Below are 15354 nucleotides of genomic sequence, written 5' to 3' on the forward strand. Positions count from 1 at the left end.
TGCCGCGCCGCCCTACTGCGCGGCCTTCTCGACCGAGACGAGTTCGTGCAGGTAACGCAGCAGGTCCTCGCGCAGGTCGTCGCGCCCCAGCCCGAAGGCGACGGTGGCCTGCAGGAACCCCGCCTTGGAGCCGCAGTCGAAGCGCTGGCCGCGGAACCGGTAGCCATAGACGTCGCGGCCCTGCGCGATCTCGTCGGCGATGGCGTCGGTCAGCTGGATCTCGTTGCCCGAGCCCTGTTTCATGCGGTTCAGGTTCTTCAGCACGTCGGGGGTGAGGATGTAGCGGCCGATCACCGCGAGGTTCGAGGGCGCCTGGTCCGGTGTGGGCTTTTCCACCATGCCGCGCACCTTCACGAGATCTCCCTTGTCGTCCTCGAGGTCGAGCACCCCGTAGGAGCCGATGCGTTCCCGGGGCACGTCCATCGCGGCGACCATGGCGCCGCCCGTCTCCTCGTAGGCTTCGGTCATCTGCTGAAGGCAGGGCTGCTCCGCGGCGATCACGTCGTCGGGGAGGATCACCGCGAAGGGCTCGTCCCCGATGAGACGCCGCGCGCACCAGACGGCATGGCCGAGACCCAGCGCCTTGTGCTGGCGGATATAGGCGATCGCGCCCGATTCCATGTTGGTGTTCTTGAGGATCTGCAGAAGCTCGGTCTTGCCCGCCTTGCGCAGCGCGGTCTCGAGTTCGGGCGCATGGTCGAAATAGTCCTCCAGCGCGCTCTTGCCGCGCGAGGTGACGAAGATGAATTCCTTGATCCCCGCGGCACGCGCCTCGTCGATCGCGTACTGGATGAGGGGCCGGTCCACGAGCGTCATGATCTCCTTCGGTACCGATTTCGTGGCCGGCAGGAAGCGTGTGCCCAGCCCCGCAACCGGGAAGATCGCCTTCGTTACCTTGTTCCGCATGCCCTGCTCCTGATCGACGAATTCACGCATGTCCGCCCCTCCGGACGGCTCACCATGGCCGGAGCCTAGCGAAGTTCCGGGGGCGATGCATGTCGGATTTGTGGAATTCCCGAGGCCCCGGCGCGGGATCAGCCCGACACCAGCGAAACGCCCGGCGCGTAGGCGATGAAATAGGGATTGGCGAAACCGGCCTTGCCGTAGGCGAGCGGCGTGTGGTCGTCGAACCGCACCACGCGCCCCCCCGCCCCGTTGAGCACGGCGTGGCCCGCGGCGGTGTCCCATTCCATGGTGCGCCCCAGGCGCGGGTAAAGGTCGGCCTCTCCCGCGGCCAGCAGGCAGAACTTCAGCGACGAGCCCGCGCTGACCAGCTCCTTCACCTCGTAGCGCGCGATGTAGGCGTCGGTTTCCTCGTCGCGGTGCGACTTCGAGGCCACGACCCTGAGCGCCGAATTGTCGGGCTCCGCGACGTGAAGCTCCCGCGTCTCGCCGGGGTGGGCAGGGTCCATCTCTCCGGTCTCTTCCACCGCCCGGCCCGTGGCCGTGGTGTAGAAGAGGCGGCCCCTGGCCGGGGCGTAGACGACCCCGCGCACCGGCAGACCCTCCTCGACATAGGCGATGTTCACGGTGAAGTCGCCGCGGCGCCGGATGAACTCGCGCGTGCCGTCGAGCGGATCCACGACAAGGAAGGTGAAGGCGTCCTGCGCGTGGCTTTCGGCCTGCTCCTCCGTGACGAGCGGCATGTCCGGGAACGCCGCGCGCAGGCCGTCGGAAATGATCCGGTCAGCGGCCTCGTCGGCGGCGGTCACGGGGCTTTCGTCGCTCTTCGCGCGCGCCTGGAGATCCCCGGACCGGTAGTGGCGCATGATCTCCGCACCGGCCTCGAGGGCCAGCCGGCGGACCGTTTCGGTCAGCACATCGTGATCCATCCGCCGTCTCCTCGGCTCGCGTCGCCCGCGCGCGGCATGCGCGAGATTGCCAATCGGGGCCGCCGCCCTTATGATCGCGTGGTAACGGAACCGCAAGTCGTCCGGGCGATCGTCGGGTCGGAGAGCAGAGACCCATGTTCCAGCAGACCCCCCCGCGAAACACGATCGGCTCGGCCGTCTCGACGGCGGAACGGGTGTATCACGGCGTCGTGCGCAGCGTCCGCAAGACGCATGGCAGCCCGATCATGTCGATCCTCATCAACGTGATGCAGACGGCGATCTTCGTGCTCGCCTTCTACTTCATGTTCACCTTCCTCGGCCTGCGTGGGCTCAAGATCCGGGGCGATTTCCTCATCTACATCATGACGGGCGTCTTCCTGTTCATGACGCACATCAAGACGGTGGGCGCCGTCGTCGCCTCCGAGGGGCCGGCCTCGCCGATGATGCTGCACGGGCCGATGAACACCGCCATCTCGATCCTCTCGGCGGCCGTGGGGATGCTCTACATCCAGTTGCTGTCGATGTTCCTGATCCTGTTCGTCTACCATGTGGGTTTCACGCCGGTCGAAATCCACGACCCGATCGGGTGCCTCGCCATGGTGCTGCTGGCGTGGTTCACCGGGGCGGCGGTAGGGCTCGTGCTGCTGGCGCTGAAGCCCTGGATGCCCGGCGTCGTCACCCTGATGACGAGCGTCTATCAACGCGCCAACATGATCGCCTCGGGCAAGATGTTCGTGGCCAACGCGCTGCCGCCGCACATGCTGATGCTGTTCGACTGGAACCCGCTCTTCCACGCCATCGACCAGGCGCGCGGCTTCGCCTTCATCAACTACTTCCCGCGCAACAGTTCGATCGAGTATCCTCTCACCGTCGGGATCGTGCTGCTTCTGATCGGCCTGATGGGCGAATTCGTCACCCGCAAGCACGCCTCGCCAAGCTGGTACGCGCGGCGCTGAGGCCATGCGGCCGAAAGGCAAAGGAGATTGTCATGCCCCGTGCCCTCTTGAGCGTCCTCGCCGCGTTCGCCCTGGCCCTCGCCGCCGCCGCGCCGGCGGCCGCGCAGGATGGGCCCCTGCCCGCGCTCTACGACGTGCGGGGCGTGGCACCGGACGACGTGCTGAATGTCCGCGCCGCGCCGTCGGCGGACGCGGCGCGCATCGGCGCGCTTGCGCCCGGTGCGCAGGGCGTCGAGGTCACCGCGATCGACTCCGCCGCGGGCTGGGGGCGGGTCAATGCCGGCGAACAGGCGGGCTGGGTGTCGATGCGCTTTCTCGCCCGGCAGCCGCGGCAGGGAGGCAACGCCCTGCCGGTTCCCATGCGTTGCTTCGGCACCGAACCGTTCTGGAGCCTGTCGGTCGCCGAGGACGGGCTGCGCCTCGAGGGGCCGGGCGTGCCGCGCGCGGTGACCGCCTCGCTTTCCGAACGCACGCGCGCGGCCGGTCGCCCGGACGCCTACGGCTTCGTCGGCTGGGGCGCGGGCGGCGGGCAGGCGATCCACGGAACGGTGCGGCGCGCGCGGTGCAGCGACGGGATGTCGGACCGGTTGTTCGGGCTTTCCGCCGACCTGCTCGTGCAGGACGGCGGGGCGCTGCGGCAATACGCGGGCTGCTGCACCCTGGCGCGCTGAGCCGTCACTCTACCACCCTAAGCGTCAGGTTGATCCGCCCGCCGCCGGGCAGCAGCGACGAAGAGCCGAAGCGGATCCGGTCCACCCCGTGCCATGCCAGCCGCGCAGGCCCCTCCAGAAGCGCGACGTCCCCCGATCGCAGCCAGAGCGACCGCGAGGGGCGCGGCGCGTCCACGCCGCCCACCCGGAAGAGCGCCTCGTCCCCCAGCGAGACCGACAGGACGGGCCAGGAGAAATCCGCCTCGTCGCGGTCCTGGTGCAGCCCCATCCGCGCGCCTTCCCCGTACCAGTTGACGAGGCAGCAATCGGGTGCGCGCGCGAGGCCCGTGACCTCGTTCCAGATCTCCATCACCTGCGCGGGGATCGGCGGCCAGGCCGCGCCCGAGGGATGGCGCGCGGCGTACTGGTAGCCCGACCTGTCCGACACCCAGCCGAGGCGGCCCGCCGCGGTCATGCGGACGGACATGGGGCGCCCGCCGGGCGTCACCTGGGTCACGAAGGGCGCGACCCGCGCCAGCGCGCGCAACCTGTCAACGAGCCGCGCCTGCGCGGGCGCGTCGAGCCAGCCGCGCAGCACGCGGACACCGTTCAGGACCACCGTCTCGACCATCGCGGGCACCTCCCTTTCGCGGCTCGCGGCAATTGTTCCCATCGGGTCCAAAGGCTTGCTTGCAGGCCCCCGGACCCCTCCCTATATACCCGCCAGATGCGTGGCGGGCACCGGCCCGGCACGTGAAATGCGGGGCGGGGATGCCGGAACGGGTCCGCCGCTTCGGGATATCGCCTTGAACAGAAGAGGGATCAAACCATGGCCAAAGTGATCGGGATCGACCTCGGGACCACGAACAGCTGTGTCGCCATCATGGATGGCTCGCAACCCCGAGTGATCGAGAATTCGGAGGGCGCGCGCACCACCCCCTCCATCGTGGCCTTCACCGACGACGAACGTCTCGTCGGCCAGCCGGCGAAGCGGCAGGCCGTCACCAACCCCGAAAACACGATCTTCGGCGTCAAGCGCCTCGTCGGCCGGCGCCTCGACGACCCGGATCTCTCCCGGGACCTCAAGAACCTCCCCTACAGCGTCGTGGACGGCGGCAACGGCGATGCCTGGGTCGAGGTCAAGGGTGACACGTACTCTCCCAGCCAGATTTCCGCCTTCATCCTGCAGAAGATGAAGGAAACCGCCGAGAGCTACCTCGGCGACGAGGTGACGCAAGCCGTCATCACCGTGCCCGCCTACTTCAACGACGCCCAGCGCCAGGCCACCAAGGACGCGGGCAAGATCGCGGGCCTCGAGGTGCTGCGCATCATCAACGAGCCCACGGCGGCCGCGCTGGCCTACGGCCTCGACAAGAAGGACAGCAAGACGATCGCGGTCTACGACCTCGGCGGCGGCACCTTCGACGTGACGATCCTCGAGATCGACGACGGGCTCTTCGAGGTGAAATCCACCAACGGGGACACCTTCCTCGGCGGCGAGGACTTCGACATGCGGGTCGTCAACTACCTCGCCGACGAGTTCAAGAAGGAGCACGGCGTCGACCTGACGCAGGACAAGATGGCGCTTCAGCGCCTCAAGGAAGCCGCCGAGAAGGCCAAGATCGAGCTGTCGTCCTCGACGCAGACCGAGATCAACCAGCCCTTCATCTCCATGGACAAGGCCACCGGCCAGCCGCTGCACATGGTGATGAAACTCACCCGCGCGAAGCTCGAAAGCCTGGTGGGCGATCTCATCAAGGGCTCGCTGAAACCGTGCGAGGCGGCGCTCAAGGACGCGGGCCTGTCGAAGTCCGACATCGACGAGATCGTGCTCGTGGGCGGCCAGACGCGGATGCCCAAGGTGCTCGAGGAGGTGACCAAGTTCTTCGGCAAGGAGCCGCACAAAGGCGTGAACCCCGATGAGGTCGTGGCGCTGGGCGCGGCGATCCAGGCCGGCGTGCTGCAGGGCGACGTGAAGGACGTGGTGCTGCTCGACGTGACGCCGCTGTCGCTCGGGATCGAGACGCTGGGCGGCGTGTTCACGCGGCTCATCGACCGCAACACGACCATTCCGACGAAGAAGAGCCAGGTCTTCTCCACCGCCGAGGACAACCAGGGCGCCGTGACGATCCGGGTCTTCCAGGGCGAGCGCGAGATGGCGGCCGACAACAAGATGCTCGGCCAGTTCAACCTCGAGGACATTCCCCCGGCGCCGCGCGGCATGCCGCAGATCGAGGTCACCTTCGACATCGACGCCAACGGCATCGTCAACGTCTCGGCCAAGGACAAGGGCACCGGCAAGGAGCAGAAGATCACCATCCAGGCGTCGGGCGGCCTGTCGGATGCCGATATCGAGAAGATGGTGAAGGACGCCGAGGAGAACGCGGAAGCGGACAAGCAGCGCCGCGAACTCGTGGAGGCGAAGAACCAGGCCGAGAGCCTCGTGCACTCCACCGAGAAATCGCTCGAGGATCACGGCGACAAGGTCGATCCCTCGACCGTGGAGGCGATCGAACTGGCCGTTTCGGCGCTCAAGGAAGAGCTCGAGAAGGACGACACCACCGCCGAGAAGATCCGCGCCGGCATCCAGAACGTCACCGAGGCCGCGATGAAACTCGGCGAGGCGATCTACAAGTCGAGCCAGGAAGAAGCCGCTTCGGAGGGTGGCTCCGACGGGTCGGACTCCACGGACGCCTCCGGCAGCGGGGACGACGATATCGTCGACGCGGATTTCGAGGATCTCGATGATGACAAGCGGGCCTGACGACGCCCGCTCCTGACGAAACGCGCTGGGGCCGGTCCGGATACCGGGCCGGCCCTTCGCGGTTTCGGGCGAGGGAGATTTGCCGATGGCAAAACGCGATTACTACGACGTGCTCGGTGTGACGCGCGGAGCGTCGGCCGAGGAAATCAAGAAGGCCTACCGCCGCAAGGCGAAGGAGCTGCATCCCGACCGGAACCAGGACAACCCGACGGCCGAGGCCGACTTCAAGGAGGCGAACGAAGCCTACGAGGTGCTTCGCGACGCCGAGAAAAAGGCCGCCTACGACCGCTTCGGCCATGCCGCCTTCGAGCAGGGCATGGGCGGCGGCGGCGCGCGCCCGGGCGGATACGGTCCGGGCGGCGGCGATTTCGCCTCCGCGTTCTCGGACGTCTTCGACGACCTCTTCGGTGATTTCATGGGCGGGCGCGGCGGCCGCCGGAACCGCGCCGCGCGCGGTGCAGATCTGCGATACAACCTGCGCGTGACGCTCGAGGACGCCTATACCGGGATGCAGAAGACCATCACCGTTCCCGGTTCGGTGCAATGCGGCGCGTGCGAGGGCACCGGCGCCGAGGGCGGCGCGGAACCCACGACGTGCCCGACCTGTTCGGGCATGGGCAAGGTGCGCGCGCAGCAGGGTTTCTTCACCGTGGAACGGACCTGTCCCACCTGCTCGGGCCTCGGGCAGATCATCAAGAATCCCTGCAATGTCTGCGGCGGCGCGGGACGTGTCGAAAAGGAGCGCGCGCTCTCTGTGAACATTCCCGCGGGCGTGGAGACCGGAACGCGGATCCGCCTCGCCGGCGAGGGCGAGGCCGGGATGCGCGGCGGGCCGCCGGGCGATCTCTACATCTTCATCGAGGTGCAGCCGCACAAGCTTTTCGAGCGCGAGGGCGCGGACCTTCATTGCCGGGTGCCGGTGTCGATGCCGGCCGCCGCGCTTGGCGGCGACATCGAGGTTCCCACCATCGACGGCGGTCGAAGCCGCGTGAAGATCCCCGCCGGAAGCCAGTCCGGCCGCCAGATGCGGTTGCGCGGAAAGGGCATGCCGGCCCTTCGCGGAGGCACGCATGGCGACATGTTCATCGAACTTGCCGTGGAAACGCCGGTCAACCTGACCGGGCGGCAAAAGGAACTCCTGCGTGAGTTCGAGGCCCTTTCGGAAGACAACAATCCCGAAAGCAAGAGCTTCTTTTCCTCGGTGAAGAGTTTCTGGGACAGCATGAAGGGGTGAGGGCCGCCCGGAAAACGCTCCGGCGGAGCGTTTTCAGGCCCGAACGCGCGAAGCGCCGGTCCCGAAGGGAGGGCCGCCCTGAAAACGCTCCGGCGGAGCGTTTTCAGGCCCGAACGCGCGAGGCGCCAGCCCGGAGGGAGGGCGCATGGGCAAGCGACCGCGGCACTCCTCCGCCCTGCCGCCACGCGGGCCCCTCCCGCCGGTCCTGATCCAGCGGACGCGCCTTCGGCGCGACGGCTTCAGTGAGCGGTCCCGGACAGCCGGCATAGCCGGCAGGTCCGGGACCGCATGAGGGCGCGCGCCGGCCCGGTGTTAACGCTTCGTTCACCGGTCTGCGGCAAAGGTCGGGCCATGCGTTCGCGTTCCGCCTTTGGCGAGGGGCCGCTGCCCCTTTTCGACGCCGACGAGGCGGGTGCGGACACGCGAGCCGTCAACGCCGGCGCCCGGCCCCCGTCGTATCTTCGCGACCACCGCAGCCGGCTGCGCGACCGCTTCCTCGCCGGCGGCGCCGATCCCATGCCGGATTACGAGTTGCTGGAACTCGTCCTCTTTCGCGCGATCCCGCGGCAGGACGTGAAGCCGCTGGCGCGCGCACTCATCGAACGCTTCGGGGATTTCAACGGGGTGGTCTCCGCGCCCCGGGATCGCCTGGCGGAAACGCCCGGGGTCGGGCCGGCCGTCATCTGCGAGCTCAAGGTGGTGGAGGCCGCGGCGCACCGGCTGGCGCGGGCGCGCGTGATCGGTCGGCCCGCGATCTCCAGCTGGGAGGCGCTGCTGGATTACTGCCGCACCACCATGGCCCATCGCGCGACCGAAGAGTTCCGCGTGCTCTACCTCGACCGCAAGAACGTGCTCGTGGCCGACGAGGCGCAGGGCCGCGGCACCGTCGACCACGTGCCCGTCTATCCCCGTGAAGTGGTCAAGCGGGCGCTCGAACTCAACGCCTCTGCCATGATCCTGGTGCACAACCACCCTTCGGGCGATCCGACGCCCTCGCAGGCCGACATCGCAATGACGGAGCGTATCCGCGCCGCGGCCGAGGCGTTGTCGATCACCCTGCACGACCACCTGGTGATCGGCCGCGCGCGCGAGGTGAGCTTCCGCGCCGAGGGGTTGCTCTGACCGGGGCGGCCATCCCGCCGCGCGTCAGCCCCGTTCGATGGCGAGCGCAATGCCCTGGCCGCCGCCGATGCACATGGTGACGAGCGCGCGCCGGCCGCCGCACCGTTCGAGCTCGTAAAGCGCCTTCACGGTCAGGATCGCGCCGGTGGCGCCCACCGGGTGGCCGAGGGCGATGGCCCCGCCGTTCGGATTCACCTTCTCCGGATCGAGGCCCAGCCCCGCGTTCACGGCGAGCGCCTGCGCGGCGAAGGCCTCGTTCGACTCGATAACGTCGAAATCCCCGACCGAGAGGCCGGTGCGTTCGAGCAGGCGCTTCACCGCCGGGACCGGGCCGATCCCCATCACCTCGGGGCGCACCCCGGCATGGGCGTAGCCCAGCACGCGGGCGCGCGGCTTCAGGCCCGCGGCCTCCGCCGCCTCGGCGCGGGCGAGGACGATCGCGGCCGCGCCGTCGTTGATCCCGCTCGCGTTGCCCGCCGTCACGGAGCCGTCCTTGCGGAACACCGGACGCAGCGCCGCCAGCCCCTCGGAGGTCGCGTCGCGCTTCACGTGTTCGTCGGTGTCGAAAGCGACCGTGTCGCGCTTCACCCGTACCTCGACGGGCACGATCTGTTCGTCGAAGCGGCCCTCCTCGATCGCCCGCGTGGCGCGGCGCTGGCTTTCGAGGGCGAAGGCGTCCTGCGCCTCGCGGCTCACCTGGTGCTCTTCCGAGACGTTCTCGGCCGTCACGCCCATGTGGCCGGTGCCGAAGGGGCAGTTGAGCGCGCCCAGCATCATGTCGAGGGTGCGGACGTCGCCCATCTTCGCGCCCCAGCGCTGGTCGGGCACGATGAAGGGCGAGCGGCTCATGTTCTCGGCGCCGCCGGCGAGGCCGAATTCCGCATCGCCCATGGCCAGCGACTGGATCACCGACACGATCGCCTGGGCGCCCGATCCGCAAAGACGGTTCACGTTCATCGCCGGCGTCGTCTCGGGGATGCCCGCCTCCATCCCCGCGACGCGTGAAAGATACATGTCGCGCGGCTCGGTGTTGATGACATGCCCGAAGGCGACATGCCCGACCTGGCCACCCTCCACGCCCGCGCGCTCCAGCGCGGCGCGCGCGGCCGCCGCCCCGAGCGCGATGGGCGGCGTGCCGGCGAGGCTGCCGCCGAAAGTGCCGATGGCGGTGCGCGCGCCGCCGAGGATCACGATATCGTCCATGGTGAGAATCTCCGCCCGAGTGTCGGGGGGCAGACTAGCCGCGCGCGCGGGCCGCGTCACCCTGAGCCCGCGTTGACTTCGCGGTGCGCGGGCCGCAGACGGACGGGAAAGGGAGAACGGCGATGCAAGACAGCTTTCTGACGCGGATCCGGGACGAGCTTTCGGCGCTGGAGGCCGAGGGCCTGATCAAGCGCGAGCGCGAGATCACCTCGCCGCAGGCTGCGGAGGTCACCGTGGCCGGGCGCGAGGTCATCAACCTTTGCGCCAACAACTACCTCGGGCTTGCCGACGATCCCCGGCTGATCGACGCGGCCAAGGCCGCGATGGACGATCACGGATGGGGCATGGCGAGCGTGCGCTTCATCTGCGGCACGCAGGATCTGCACCGGGATCTGGAGCGGCGTCTCGCGGCCTTCCTCGACATGGACGACGCAATTCTCTTCGCGGCCTGTTTCGACGCCAATGGCGGGCTTTTCGAACCGCTGCTCGGGCCCGAGGACGCGGTGATCTCGGACGCGCTCAACCACGCCTCGATCATCGACGGTATCCGGCTCTGCAAGGCGCGGCGCTACCGCTACGCCAATTCCGACATGGCCGATCTCGAGGCGAAGCTCGCCGAGGCGCGCGCGGCGGGCGCGCGCGACATCCTGATCGCGACCGACGGCGTCTTCTCGATGGATGGCTATCTCGCCGATCTGCCCGGGATCACCCGGTTGGCGGAGCGTTACGGCGCGATGGTCATGGTGGACGACTGCCACGCCACCGGCTTCATGGGGGCGCGCGGCGCCGGCACGCCGGCGCATGCAGGCGTGCAGGTCGATATCCTGACCGGCACGCTCGGCAAGGCGCTGGGCGGCGCGATCGGCGGCTACGTGGCCGGGCCGCAGCCCGTGATCGACCTGCTTCGCCAGCGCGCGCGGCCCTATCTCTTTTCCAACGCGCTGCCGCCGGCGGTCTGCGCGGCGGGCATCGCGGCCATCGACATCGTGGAGGAGGGCGAGCAGCTGCGCGCGCGGCTCTTCGAGAACGCCGCCTACTGGCGGGCGGGGCTCGAGCGGCTGGGCTTCGACCTTCTGCCGGGCGAGCATCCGATCGTGCCGGTGATGCTGGGCGAGGCGCGCGCGGCGCAGGCCATGGCCGCGCGGCTATTCGAGGAGGGGGTCTATGTCTCGGGCTTCTTCTTCCCCGTCGTGCCGCGGGGCGCGGCGCGCATCCGCACGCAGATGAACGCGGCGCTCACGCGGGAGGAGCTCGACCGCGCGCTCGCCGCCTTCGAGCTCGCGGGCAAGGCCGAGGGAGTGATCTGATGCTGAACGGCATGAAGGCGCTGGTGAAGGCCGAGCCCCGCGAGGGGCTCTGGATGCGCCGGGAGCCCGTCCCCGAGATCGGCCCCGACGACGTGCTGATCCGGGTCAGGAAGACGGGCATCTGCGGCACCGACATCCATATCTGGAACTGGGACGACTGGGCGCGGCGCACCGTGCCGGTGCCGCTCGTCACCGGTCACGAGTTCGCGGGCGAGATCGTGGAGATGGGCCGGAACGTCGAGGACCTGGCGATCGGCCAGCGCTGTTCGGGCGAGGGGCACCTGATCGGGCGGCACTAGCGCCAGAGCCGCTCGGGGAAGTTCCACCTCGACCCCGAGACGCGCGGGGTCGGGGTGAACGAGCCCGGCGCCTTCGCCGAGTATCTCCGTCTGCCCGCCTTCAACGTGGTGCCGCTGCCCGACGGGATCGACGACGAGATCGGCGCGATCCTCGATCCCCTGGGCAACGCGGTGCACACCGCGCTCTCCTTCGATCTGGTGGGCGAGGACGTGCTCGTGACGGGGGCGGGCCCGATCGGGATCATGGCGGCTGCGGTGGCGCGGCATGTGGGCGCGCGCCACGTCGTGATCACCGACATCAACCCCGACCGGCTCGCGCTTGCTGCAAGGGTCGCCGACGTTGTGACGGTGAACGTCGCCGAGGAGGAGCTTGCCGCGGTGGAGGCGCGGCTCGGCATGAAGGAGGGCTTCGACGTCGGGCTCGAGATGTCGGGCAGCCAGGCGGCGCTCGACCAGATGGTGGAGGCGCTGGTGATGGGCGGGCGCATCGCGCTTCTGGGCATCCCGCCCGGCAAGTCGCCCGTCGACTGGAGCCGCATCGTCTTCAAGGCGATCACCATCAAGGGCGTCTACGGCCGCGAGATCTTCGAGACCTGGTACAAGATGATCGCCATGCTCGAGAACGGGCTCGACGTGCGCGGCGTCATCACCCACCGCTTCCCCGTGGACCGCTTCGAGGAAGGCTTCGCCGCCATGCTCTCGGGCCGGAGCGGCAAGGTGGTGCTGGACTGGACGTGAGGCTCAGGCCGGCGCGGCCTCTTCGAGCGCGCGCGCGATGTCGGCCAGAAGCGAGGACGCGCCGAAGCGGAAGCGCGCGGGGGTGAGCCACGCCTCGCCCAGTTCCCGGCGCAGGAGCGCGAGCCAGGCGAGCGCATCCTCCGCCTTCGAGATGCCGCCCGCGGGTTTGAAACCCACCTCATGGCTCGTCCGGTCGCGGTAATCCCGGATCGCGCGCATCATGGCCAGCCCGGCGGGCAGGGTGGCGTTGACCGCCTCCTTGCCCGTCGAGGTCTTGACGAAATCCGCGCCCGCCATCATCGCCACCAGCGCCGCGCGCGCGATCGTCGTCGCGTCGCCGAGTTCCCCGGTGGAGAGGATCACCTTGAGATGCGCCGGCCCGCAGGCGTCCCGGAAGGCGGCGAGCTCGTCGTGCAGCGTCCGCCAGTCCCCGGCGAGCGCGAGGTGGCGGGGGATCACCACGTCGATCTCCGCCGCGCCGGCGCGCACGCTCTCCTCGATCTCCACGATCCGCGCGCGCAGGGGCGAGAGACCGTGCGGGAAACCCGCCGAGACGGCGGCCACGGGAATGTCCGTTCCGGCGAGACCCTCGCGCGCCGCCGGGATCATCGCATGGTAGACGCAGACCGCCGCGACCGTTCGCTCCTCCTGCCCGATCCGACGCGCGAGATCCTCCGGCAGCGGCGCGCGCGCGGTCGCGGCCAAGGTCCGCACGCGCTCGGGCGTGTCGTCGCCCGAAAGGGTGGTGAGGTCGATCATGCCGAGGGCGCGCGCCAGCCACGCCGTGCGCTCTGCATCGGGCAGGTCGGGTCTGGCTGCGGCCTCGCGCTCCAGCGCCGCCCCGTCCATCGAGACGGTTTCGAGCCACCGCAAGTCCAGACGCCCGCCGGGATTGCGGGCCGGTTCTGATCGCGAGGCCCGTTGCGCCGCCTGCGCCGGCGTTTCGGCTGCGTTGCCCATGACGTGCCCCCTTCGTTCGCGGCACACTGTGGCAGTCGCCCGGGCTTTCCACAAGGTCGCGCGCGCCCTGCGCTCTTGCCCTGTCAGGCCGTGACGTCCCGCACGGGGTAGCCCAGTTCCGAGAAATCACGCGCGAAGAGCCGCGACACGATCTCCGCCGCATGTGGGGTGTAATGCCGGGCGATCTCTCCTTCGGCGCCGGTGCTTTTGGGGCCCTTGCGCTGCAATTCGCCGAGCGGCGCGCCGAACAGCCTGCGGTGAATCGTGTCGAGATCGGCTTGCAGCGCCTCCAGACGCGCAACCATGTCGAAGCGATCCAGCGGCAATACCAGCCCATCGACCTGCGGCGCCCAGTGATTGTCCGCATGCAGCCCGCCATCGTCGAGATACTTGCAGAAGTCCTCGAAGCTCGGTGTCTCGATGCCGTGCCGCGCGAACCACCGCCACGGGCCGCGTCGCTGCGTGCGCGGTTTCATGACCTTGTCGAGAAACGCCGAAAGCGTACGCGTGTAGGGGTCGCGCAAGATGACGAACTTGAAATAGTCGGTCTCGACCGCGCGCACCTGCGCCGCCGAAAGCCGGGAGGGCCTCACGAAACGATGCTTCGGCGAGACCGCGTCGTCCGGGCCGAAGATGCGGTTCGCAAGAAGGCTCGTGACGGTGCTGTTGGCGTTCTTCGGAAGACGATTGTAGAGGAAGCCGGTCTGCGGACAGACCGCGACGCGCATGTCGACCTCGCTCCACCAAAGGTCGCCGCGATAGGGGTGGCGCCGGTAGAATGGCGTCAGGCGGTTCGCCGTGCCGCCGATCAGTCTGTTCGCGAGGCCAAGTCCCGGATACGGGTGTTGCGCCTGGGTCATTGGCGGCTCATCTCAGCCGCTCGAGCAGCGCGAGCGAGGCGTAGCCGTCGGGCACGATGCCGCGGGACTGCTGGAAGGCGCGCACCGCCGCGATCGTCAGCGGCCCGATGCGGCCGTCGACGCCTTGCGTGTCGAACCCCGCGCTGGTCAGCCGGCGCTGCATCTCCTTGCGCTCGTCGTAGGTGAGTGCCCGGTCGCCCCGCGGCCAGCCGCCCCGGAACGGCGGCCCGCCCCGCAGCCGGTCGGAAAGATGGCCCACGCCGATCACGTAGGCGTCGGCGGTGTTGTAGCGCTCCAGCACCTCGAAATTCTTGAAGATCAGGAACGCCGCACCCTTCGATCCTGCCGGCAGCAGCACCGAGGCCGCGCCGAAATCCCGCACCGGGCGGCCGTCCATGCCGACCACGCCGCGCCTTGCCCAGTCAGACGGCATCTTCAGGATCTCGCGGTCGGCGAGGCGGTAGTCGAAGCCTTGCGGAAGCTTTACCTCGACGCCCCAGGGCATGCCCTTCACCCAGCCGAAATGCTTCAGGTAGGCGGCGGTCGAGGCGAGCGCGTCGGTCGGATCCTCGCCCCAGATCTCGCGCCGGCCGTCGCCGTCGAAATCCTCCGCATGGGCGAGGTAGGAGGTGGGCATGAACTGGGTGTGGCCCATCGCCCCGGCCCAGCTGCCCCGCATGTTGCGCGCGGTGGTGTCGCCGCTTTGCAGGATCTTCAGCGCGGCCACGAGCTGCTCCTCGAAGAAGGCGCCGCGGCGGCCGTCGAAGGCCAGCGTCGCCATCGCTTCGATCACGTCGGTTTCGCCCCGGAATGTGCCGTAAGCCGATTCCAACCCCCAGATCGCGGCGACGACCTCCTTCTCGACGCCGTAGCGCGCCTCGATGCGCGCCAGCGTGGCGCCGTGGCGCTCGAGCGCGGCGCGCCCGTTGCGGATGCGCGTCTCGGAGACGGCGCTGTCGAGGTAGTCCCAGATCGTCTTGGTGAACTCCGACTGGTTGCGGTCACGCTCGATGATCGCGGCGTCGTAGCGCACGCCGCGGAAGGCCGCGTCGAACACATCGTCGCGGATCCCCTGGGCCCGGGCGCGGGCTCGGAACCCGCCGATCCAGTCGCGGAAGGCGGCGTCCTTGGCGGCGGGCACGGGCATCCTGTTCTCCGTCGCGACGGTCACGAGGTCGGCAGGCCGGTGGCGCGGCCGCAGCGACGTGCCCGGCAGGAACACGGCTATCGCGGGCCGAAGCTCCGTGGTGAGCGCGGCGGCGGCGCGTGCCTCGGGGCGGGGCGACGCGTCGGGGCCCGCGCCTGCTGGAACGGGAAGCAGTGTCGCGGCCGCAAGAAGGCCGGCGGAACGGAGACGGGTCATGGGCTGCTCGGCTCGCTATGTTTTCCCCGACAATAGCGCGAACCCGCCGGTTCCGAAAGCGGCCCG

General features: G+C 69.3%; 13 protein-coding genes and 1 pseudogene. 7 read left to right on the forward strand and 7 right to left on the reverse strand.

Going from position 1 to position 15354, the window contains the following annotated elements; all coding sequences use genetic code 11:
* Positions 1-12 precede the first annotated feature (12 nt).
* Both galU and cysQ read right to left on the reverse strand, forming a co-directional pair.
* A complete protein-coding gene (galU, locus tag AB6A66_RS08750) occupies positions 13-906 on the reverse strand; it encodes a UTP--glucose-1-phosphate uridylyltransferase GalU (RefSeq protein ID WP_371055670.1) in 894 nt (297 codons plus the stop codon).
* 128 nt (positions 907-1034) lie between these two features.
* Complete coding sequence (cysQ, locus tag AB6A66_RS08755) at positions 1035-1832, reverse strand: 3'(2'),5'-bisphosphate nucleotidase CysQ (protein ID WP_371055576.1); 798 nt, start codon at positions 1830-1832, stop codon at positions 1035-1037.
* 134 nt (positions 1833-1966) lie between these two features.
* Here cysQ and AB6A66_RS08760 point away from each other — a divergent pair, with 134 nt between their 5' ends.
* Together AB6A66_RS08760 and AB6A66_RS08765 are read left to right on the forward strand one after the other, a co-directional pair.
* On the forward strand, positions 1967-2788 hold the full coding sequence (locus AB6A66_RS08760) for an ABC transporter permease (protein WP_371038728.1): 822 nt from the start codon (positions 1967-1969) through the stop codon (positions 2786-2788).
* A 32-nt stretch (positions 2789-2820) separates the two neighbouring features.
* Positions 2821-3459: a COG3650 family protein gene (locus AB6A66_RS08765; protein WP_371038727.1), complete on the forward strand. Its 639-nt coding sequence runs from the start codon at positions 2821-2823 to the stop codon at positions 3457-3459.
* Between the two features lie 4 nt (positions 3460-3463).
* Here AB6A66_RS08765 and AB6A66_RS08770 read toward each other — a convergent pair whose 3' ends face one another.
* The gene (locus AB6A66_RS08770) at positions 3464-4069 is read right to left on the reverse strand and encodes an alpha-ketoglutarate-dependent dioxygenase AlkB (RefSeq protein WP_371038726.1); all 606 of its coding nucleotides are present in this window, start codon (positions 4067-4069) and stop codon (positions 3464-3466) included.
* Positions 4070-4267: 198 nt separating this feature from the next.
* Between AB6A66_RS08770 and dnaK the strand changes: the two genes are divergently transcribed.
* The 3 genes from dnaK (at position 4268) to radC (ending at position 8558) form a co-directional block, all read left to right on the forward strand.
* The gene (gene dnaK, locus AB6A66_RS08775; protein WP_371055577.1) at positions 4268-6202 is read left to right on the forward strand and encodes a molecular chaperone DnaK; all 1935 of its coding nucleotides are present in this window, start codon (positions 4268-4270) and stop codon (positions 6200-6202) included.
* Positions 6203-6287: 85 nt separating this feature from the next.
* Positions 6288-7436 carry a molecular chaperone DnaJ gene (dnaJ, locus tag AB6A66_RS08780; RefSeq protein WP_371055578.1) on the forward strand — a complete coding sequence of 383 codons (1149 nt, stop codon included), beginning with the start codon at positions 6288-6290 and terminating at the stop codon, positions 7434-7436.
* 351 nt (positions 7437-7787) lie between these two features.
* Positions 7788-8558, forward strand: a complete 771-nt coding sequence (gene radC, locus AB6A66_RS08785; protein WP_371038723.1) for a DNA repair protein RadC — start codon at positions 7788-7790, stop codon at positions 8556-8558.
* A gap of 24 nt (positions 8559-8582) precedes the next feature.
* Here radC and AB6A66_RS08790 read toward each other — a convergent pair whose 3' ends face one another.
* A complete protein-coding gene (locus tag AB6A66_RS08790; protein ID WP_371055579.1) occupies positions 8583-9761 on the reverse strand; it encodes an acetyl-CoA C-acyltransferase family protein in 1179 nt (392 codons plus the stop codon).
* A 122-nt stretch (positions 9762-9883) separates the two neighbouring features.
* On the opposite strand from AB6A66_RS08790, the gene AB6A66_RS08795 reads away from it, so the two are divergent.
* Both AB6A66_RS08795 and tdh read left to right on the forward strand, forming a co-directional pair.
* Positions 9884-11068 carry a glycine C-acetyltransferase gene (locus tag AB6A66_RS08795; protein ID WP_371055580.1) on the forward strand — a complete coding sequence of 395 codons (1185 nt, stop codon included), beginning with the start codon at positions 9884-9886 and terminating at the stop codon, positions 11066-11068.
* 11 nt (positions 11069-11079) lie between these two features.
* Positions 11080-12105: pseudogene (tdh, locus tag AB6A66_RS08800) on the forward strand (L-threonine 3-dehydrogenase).
* A 3-nt stretch (positions 12106-12108) separates the two neighbouring features.
* Here tdh and deoC read toward each other — a convergent pair.
* The 3 genes from deoC to AB6A66_RS08815 all read right to left on the reverse strand — a co-directional run bounded on the left by deoC (position 12109) and on the right by AB6A66_RS08815 (position 15288).
* Positions 12109-12978 (reverse strand): deoxyribose-phosphate aldolase, encoded by an 870-nt coding sequence (gene deoC, locus AB6A66_RS08805; protein WP_371055581.1) that lies wholly within the window; start codon positions 12976-12978, stop codon positions 12109-12111.
* Between the two features lie 170 nt (positions 12979-13148).
* Positions 13149-13925: a sulfotransferase family protein gene (locus AB6A66_RS08810; RefSeq protein ID WP_371055582.1), complete on the reverse strand. Its 777-nt coding sequence runs from the start codon at positions 13923-13925 to the stop codon at positions 13149-13151.
* A gap of 7 nt (positions 13926-13932) precedes the next feature.
* Complete coding sequence (locus AB6A66_RS08815) at positions 13933-15288, reverse strand: lytic murein transglycosylase (protein WP_371055583.1); 1356 nt, start codon at positions 15286-15288, stop codon at positions 13933-13935.
* Positions 15289-15354: the final 66 nt, after the last annotated feature.

Origin of the sequence: Rhodosalinus sp. K401, assembly GCF_041365735.1 — a bacterium.
Lineage (GTDB): Bacteria > Pseudomonadota > Alphaproteobacteria > Rhodobacterales > Rhodobacteraceae > Rhodosalinus.

What these genes read in the sequence shown, in the direction of transcription:
- dnaJ (WP_371055578.1), top strand. Translation starts at nt 6,288, where the DNA reads ATGGCAAAACGCGATTACTACGACGTGCTCGGTGTGACGCGCGGAGCG.
- AB6A66_RS08810 (WP_371055582.1), bottom strand. Translation starts at nt 13,925, where the DNA reads ATGACCCAGGCGCAACACCCGTATCCGGGACTTGGCCTCGCGAACAGA.
- AB6A66_RS08770 (WP_371038726.1), bottom strand. Translation starts at nt 4,069, where the DNA reads ATGGTCGAGACGGTGGTCCTGAACGGTGTCCGCGTGCTGCGCGGCTGG.
- cysQ (WP_371055576.1), bottom strand. Translation starts at nt 1,832, where the DNA reads ATGGATCACGATGTGCTGACCGAAACGGTCCGCCGGCTGGCCCTCGAG.
- AB6A66_RS08760 (WP_371038728.1), top strand. Translation starts at nt 1,967, where the DNA reads ATGTTCCAGCAGACCCCCCCGCGAAACACGATCGGCTCGGCCGTCTCG.
- AB6A66_RS08815 (WP_371055583.1), bottom strand. Translation starts at nt 15,288, where the DNA reads ATGACCCGTCTCCGTTCCGCCGGCCTTCTTGCGGCCGCGACACTGCTT.
- galU (WP_371055670.1), bottom strand. Translation starts at nt 906, where the DNA reads ATGCGGAACAAGGTAACGAAGGCGATCTTCCCGGTTGCGGGGCTGGGC.
- AB6A66_RS08795 (WP_371055580.1), top strand. Translation starts at nt 9,884, where the DNA reads ATGCAAGACAGCTTTCTGACGCGGATCCGGGACGAGCTTTCGGCGCTG.
- dnaK (WP_371055577.1), top strand. Translation starts at nt 4,268, where the DNA reads ATGGCCAAAGTGATCGGGATCGACCTCGGGACCACGAACAGCTGTGTC.
- AB6A66_RS08765 (WP_371038727.1), top strand. Translation starts at nt 2,821, where the DNA reads ATGCCCCGTGCCCTCTTGAGCGTCCTCGCCGCGTTCGCCCTGGCCCTC.
- AB6A66_RS08790 (WP_371055579.1), bottom strand. Translation starts at nt 9,761, where the DNA reads ATGGACGATATCGTGATCCTCGGCGGCGCGCGCACCGCCATCGGCACT.
- radC (WP_371038723.1), top strand. Translation starts at nt 7,788, where the DNA reads ATGCGTTCGCGTTCCGCCTTTGGCGAGGGGCCGCTGCCCCTTTTCGAC.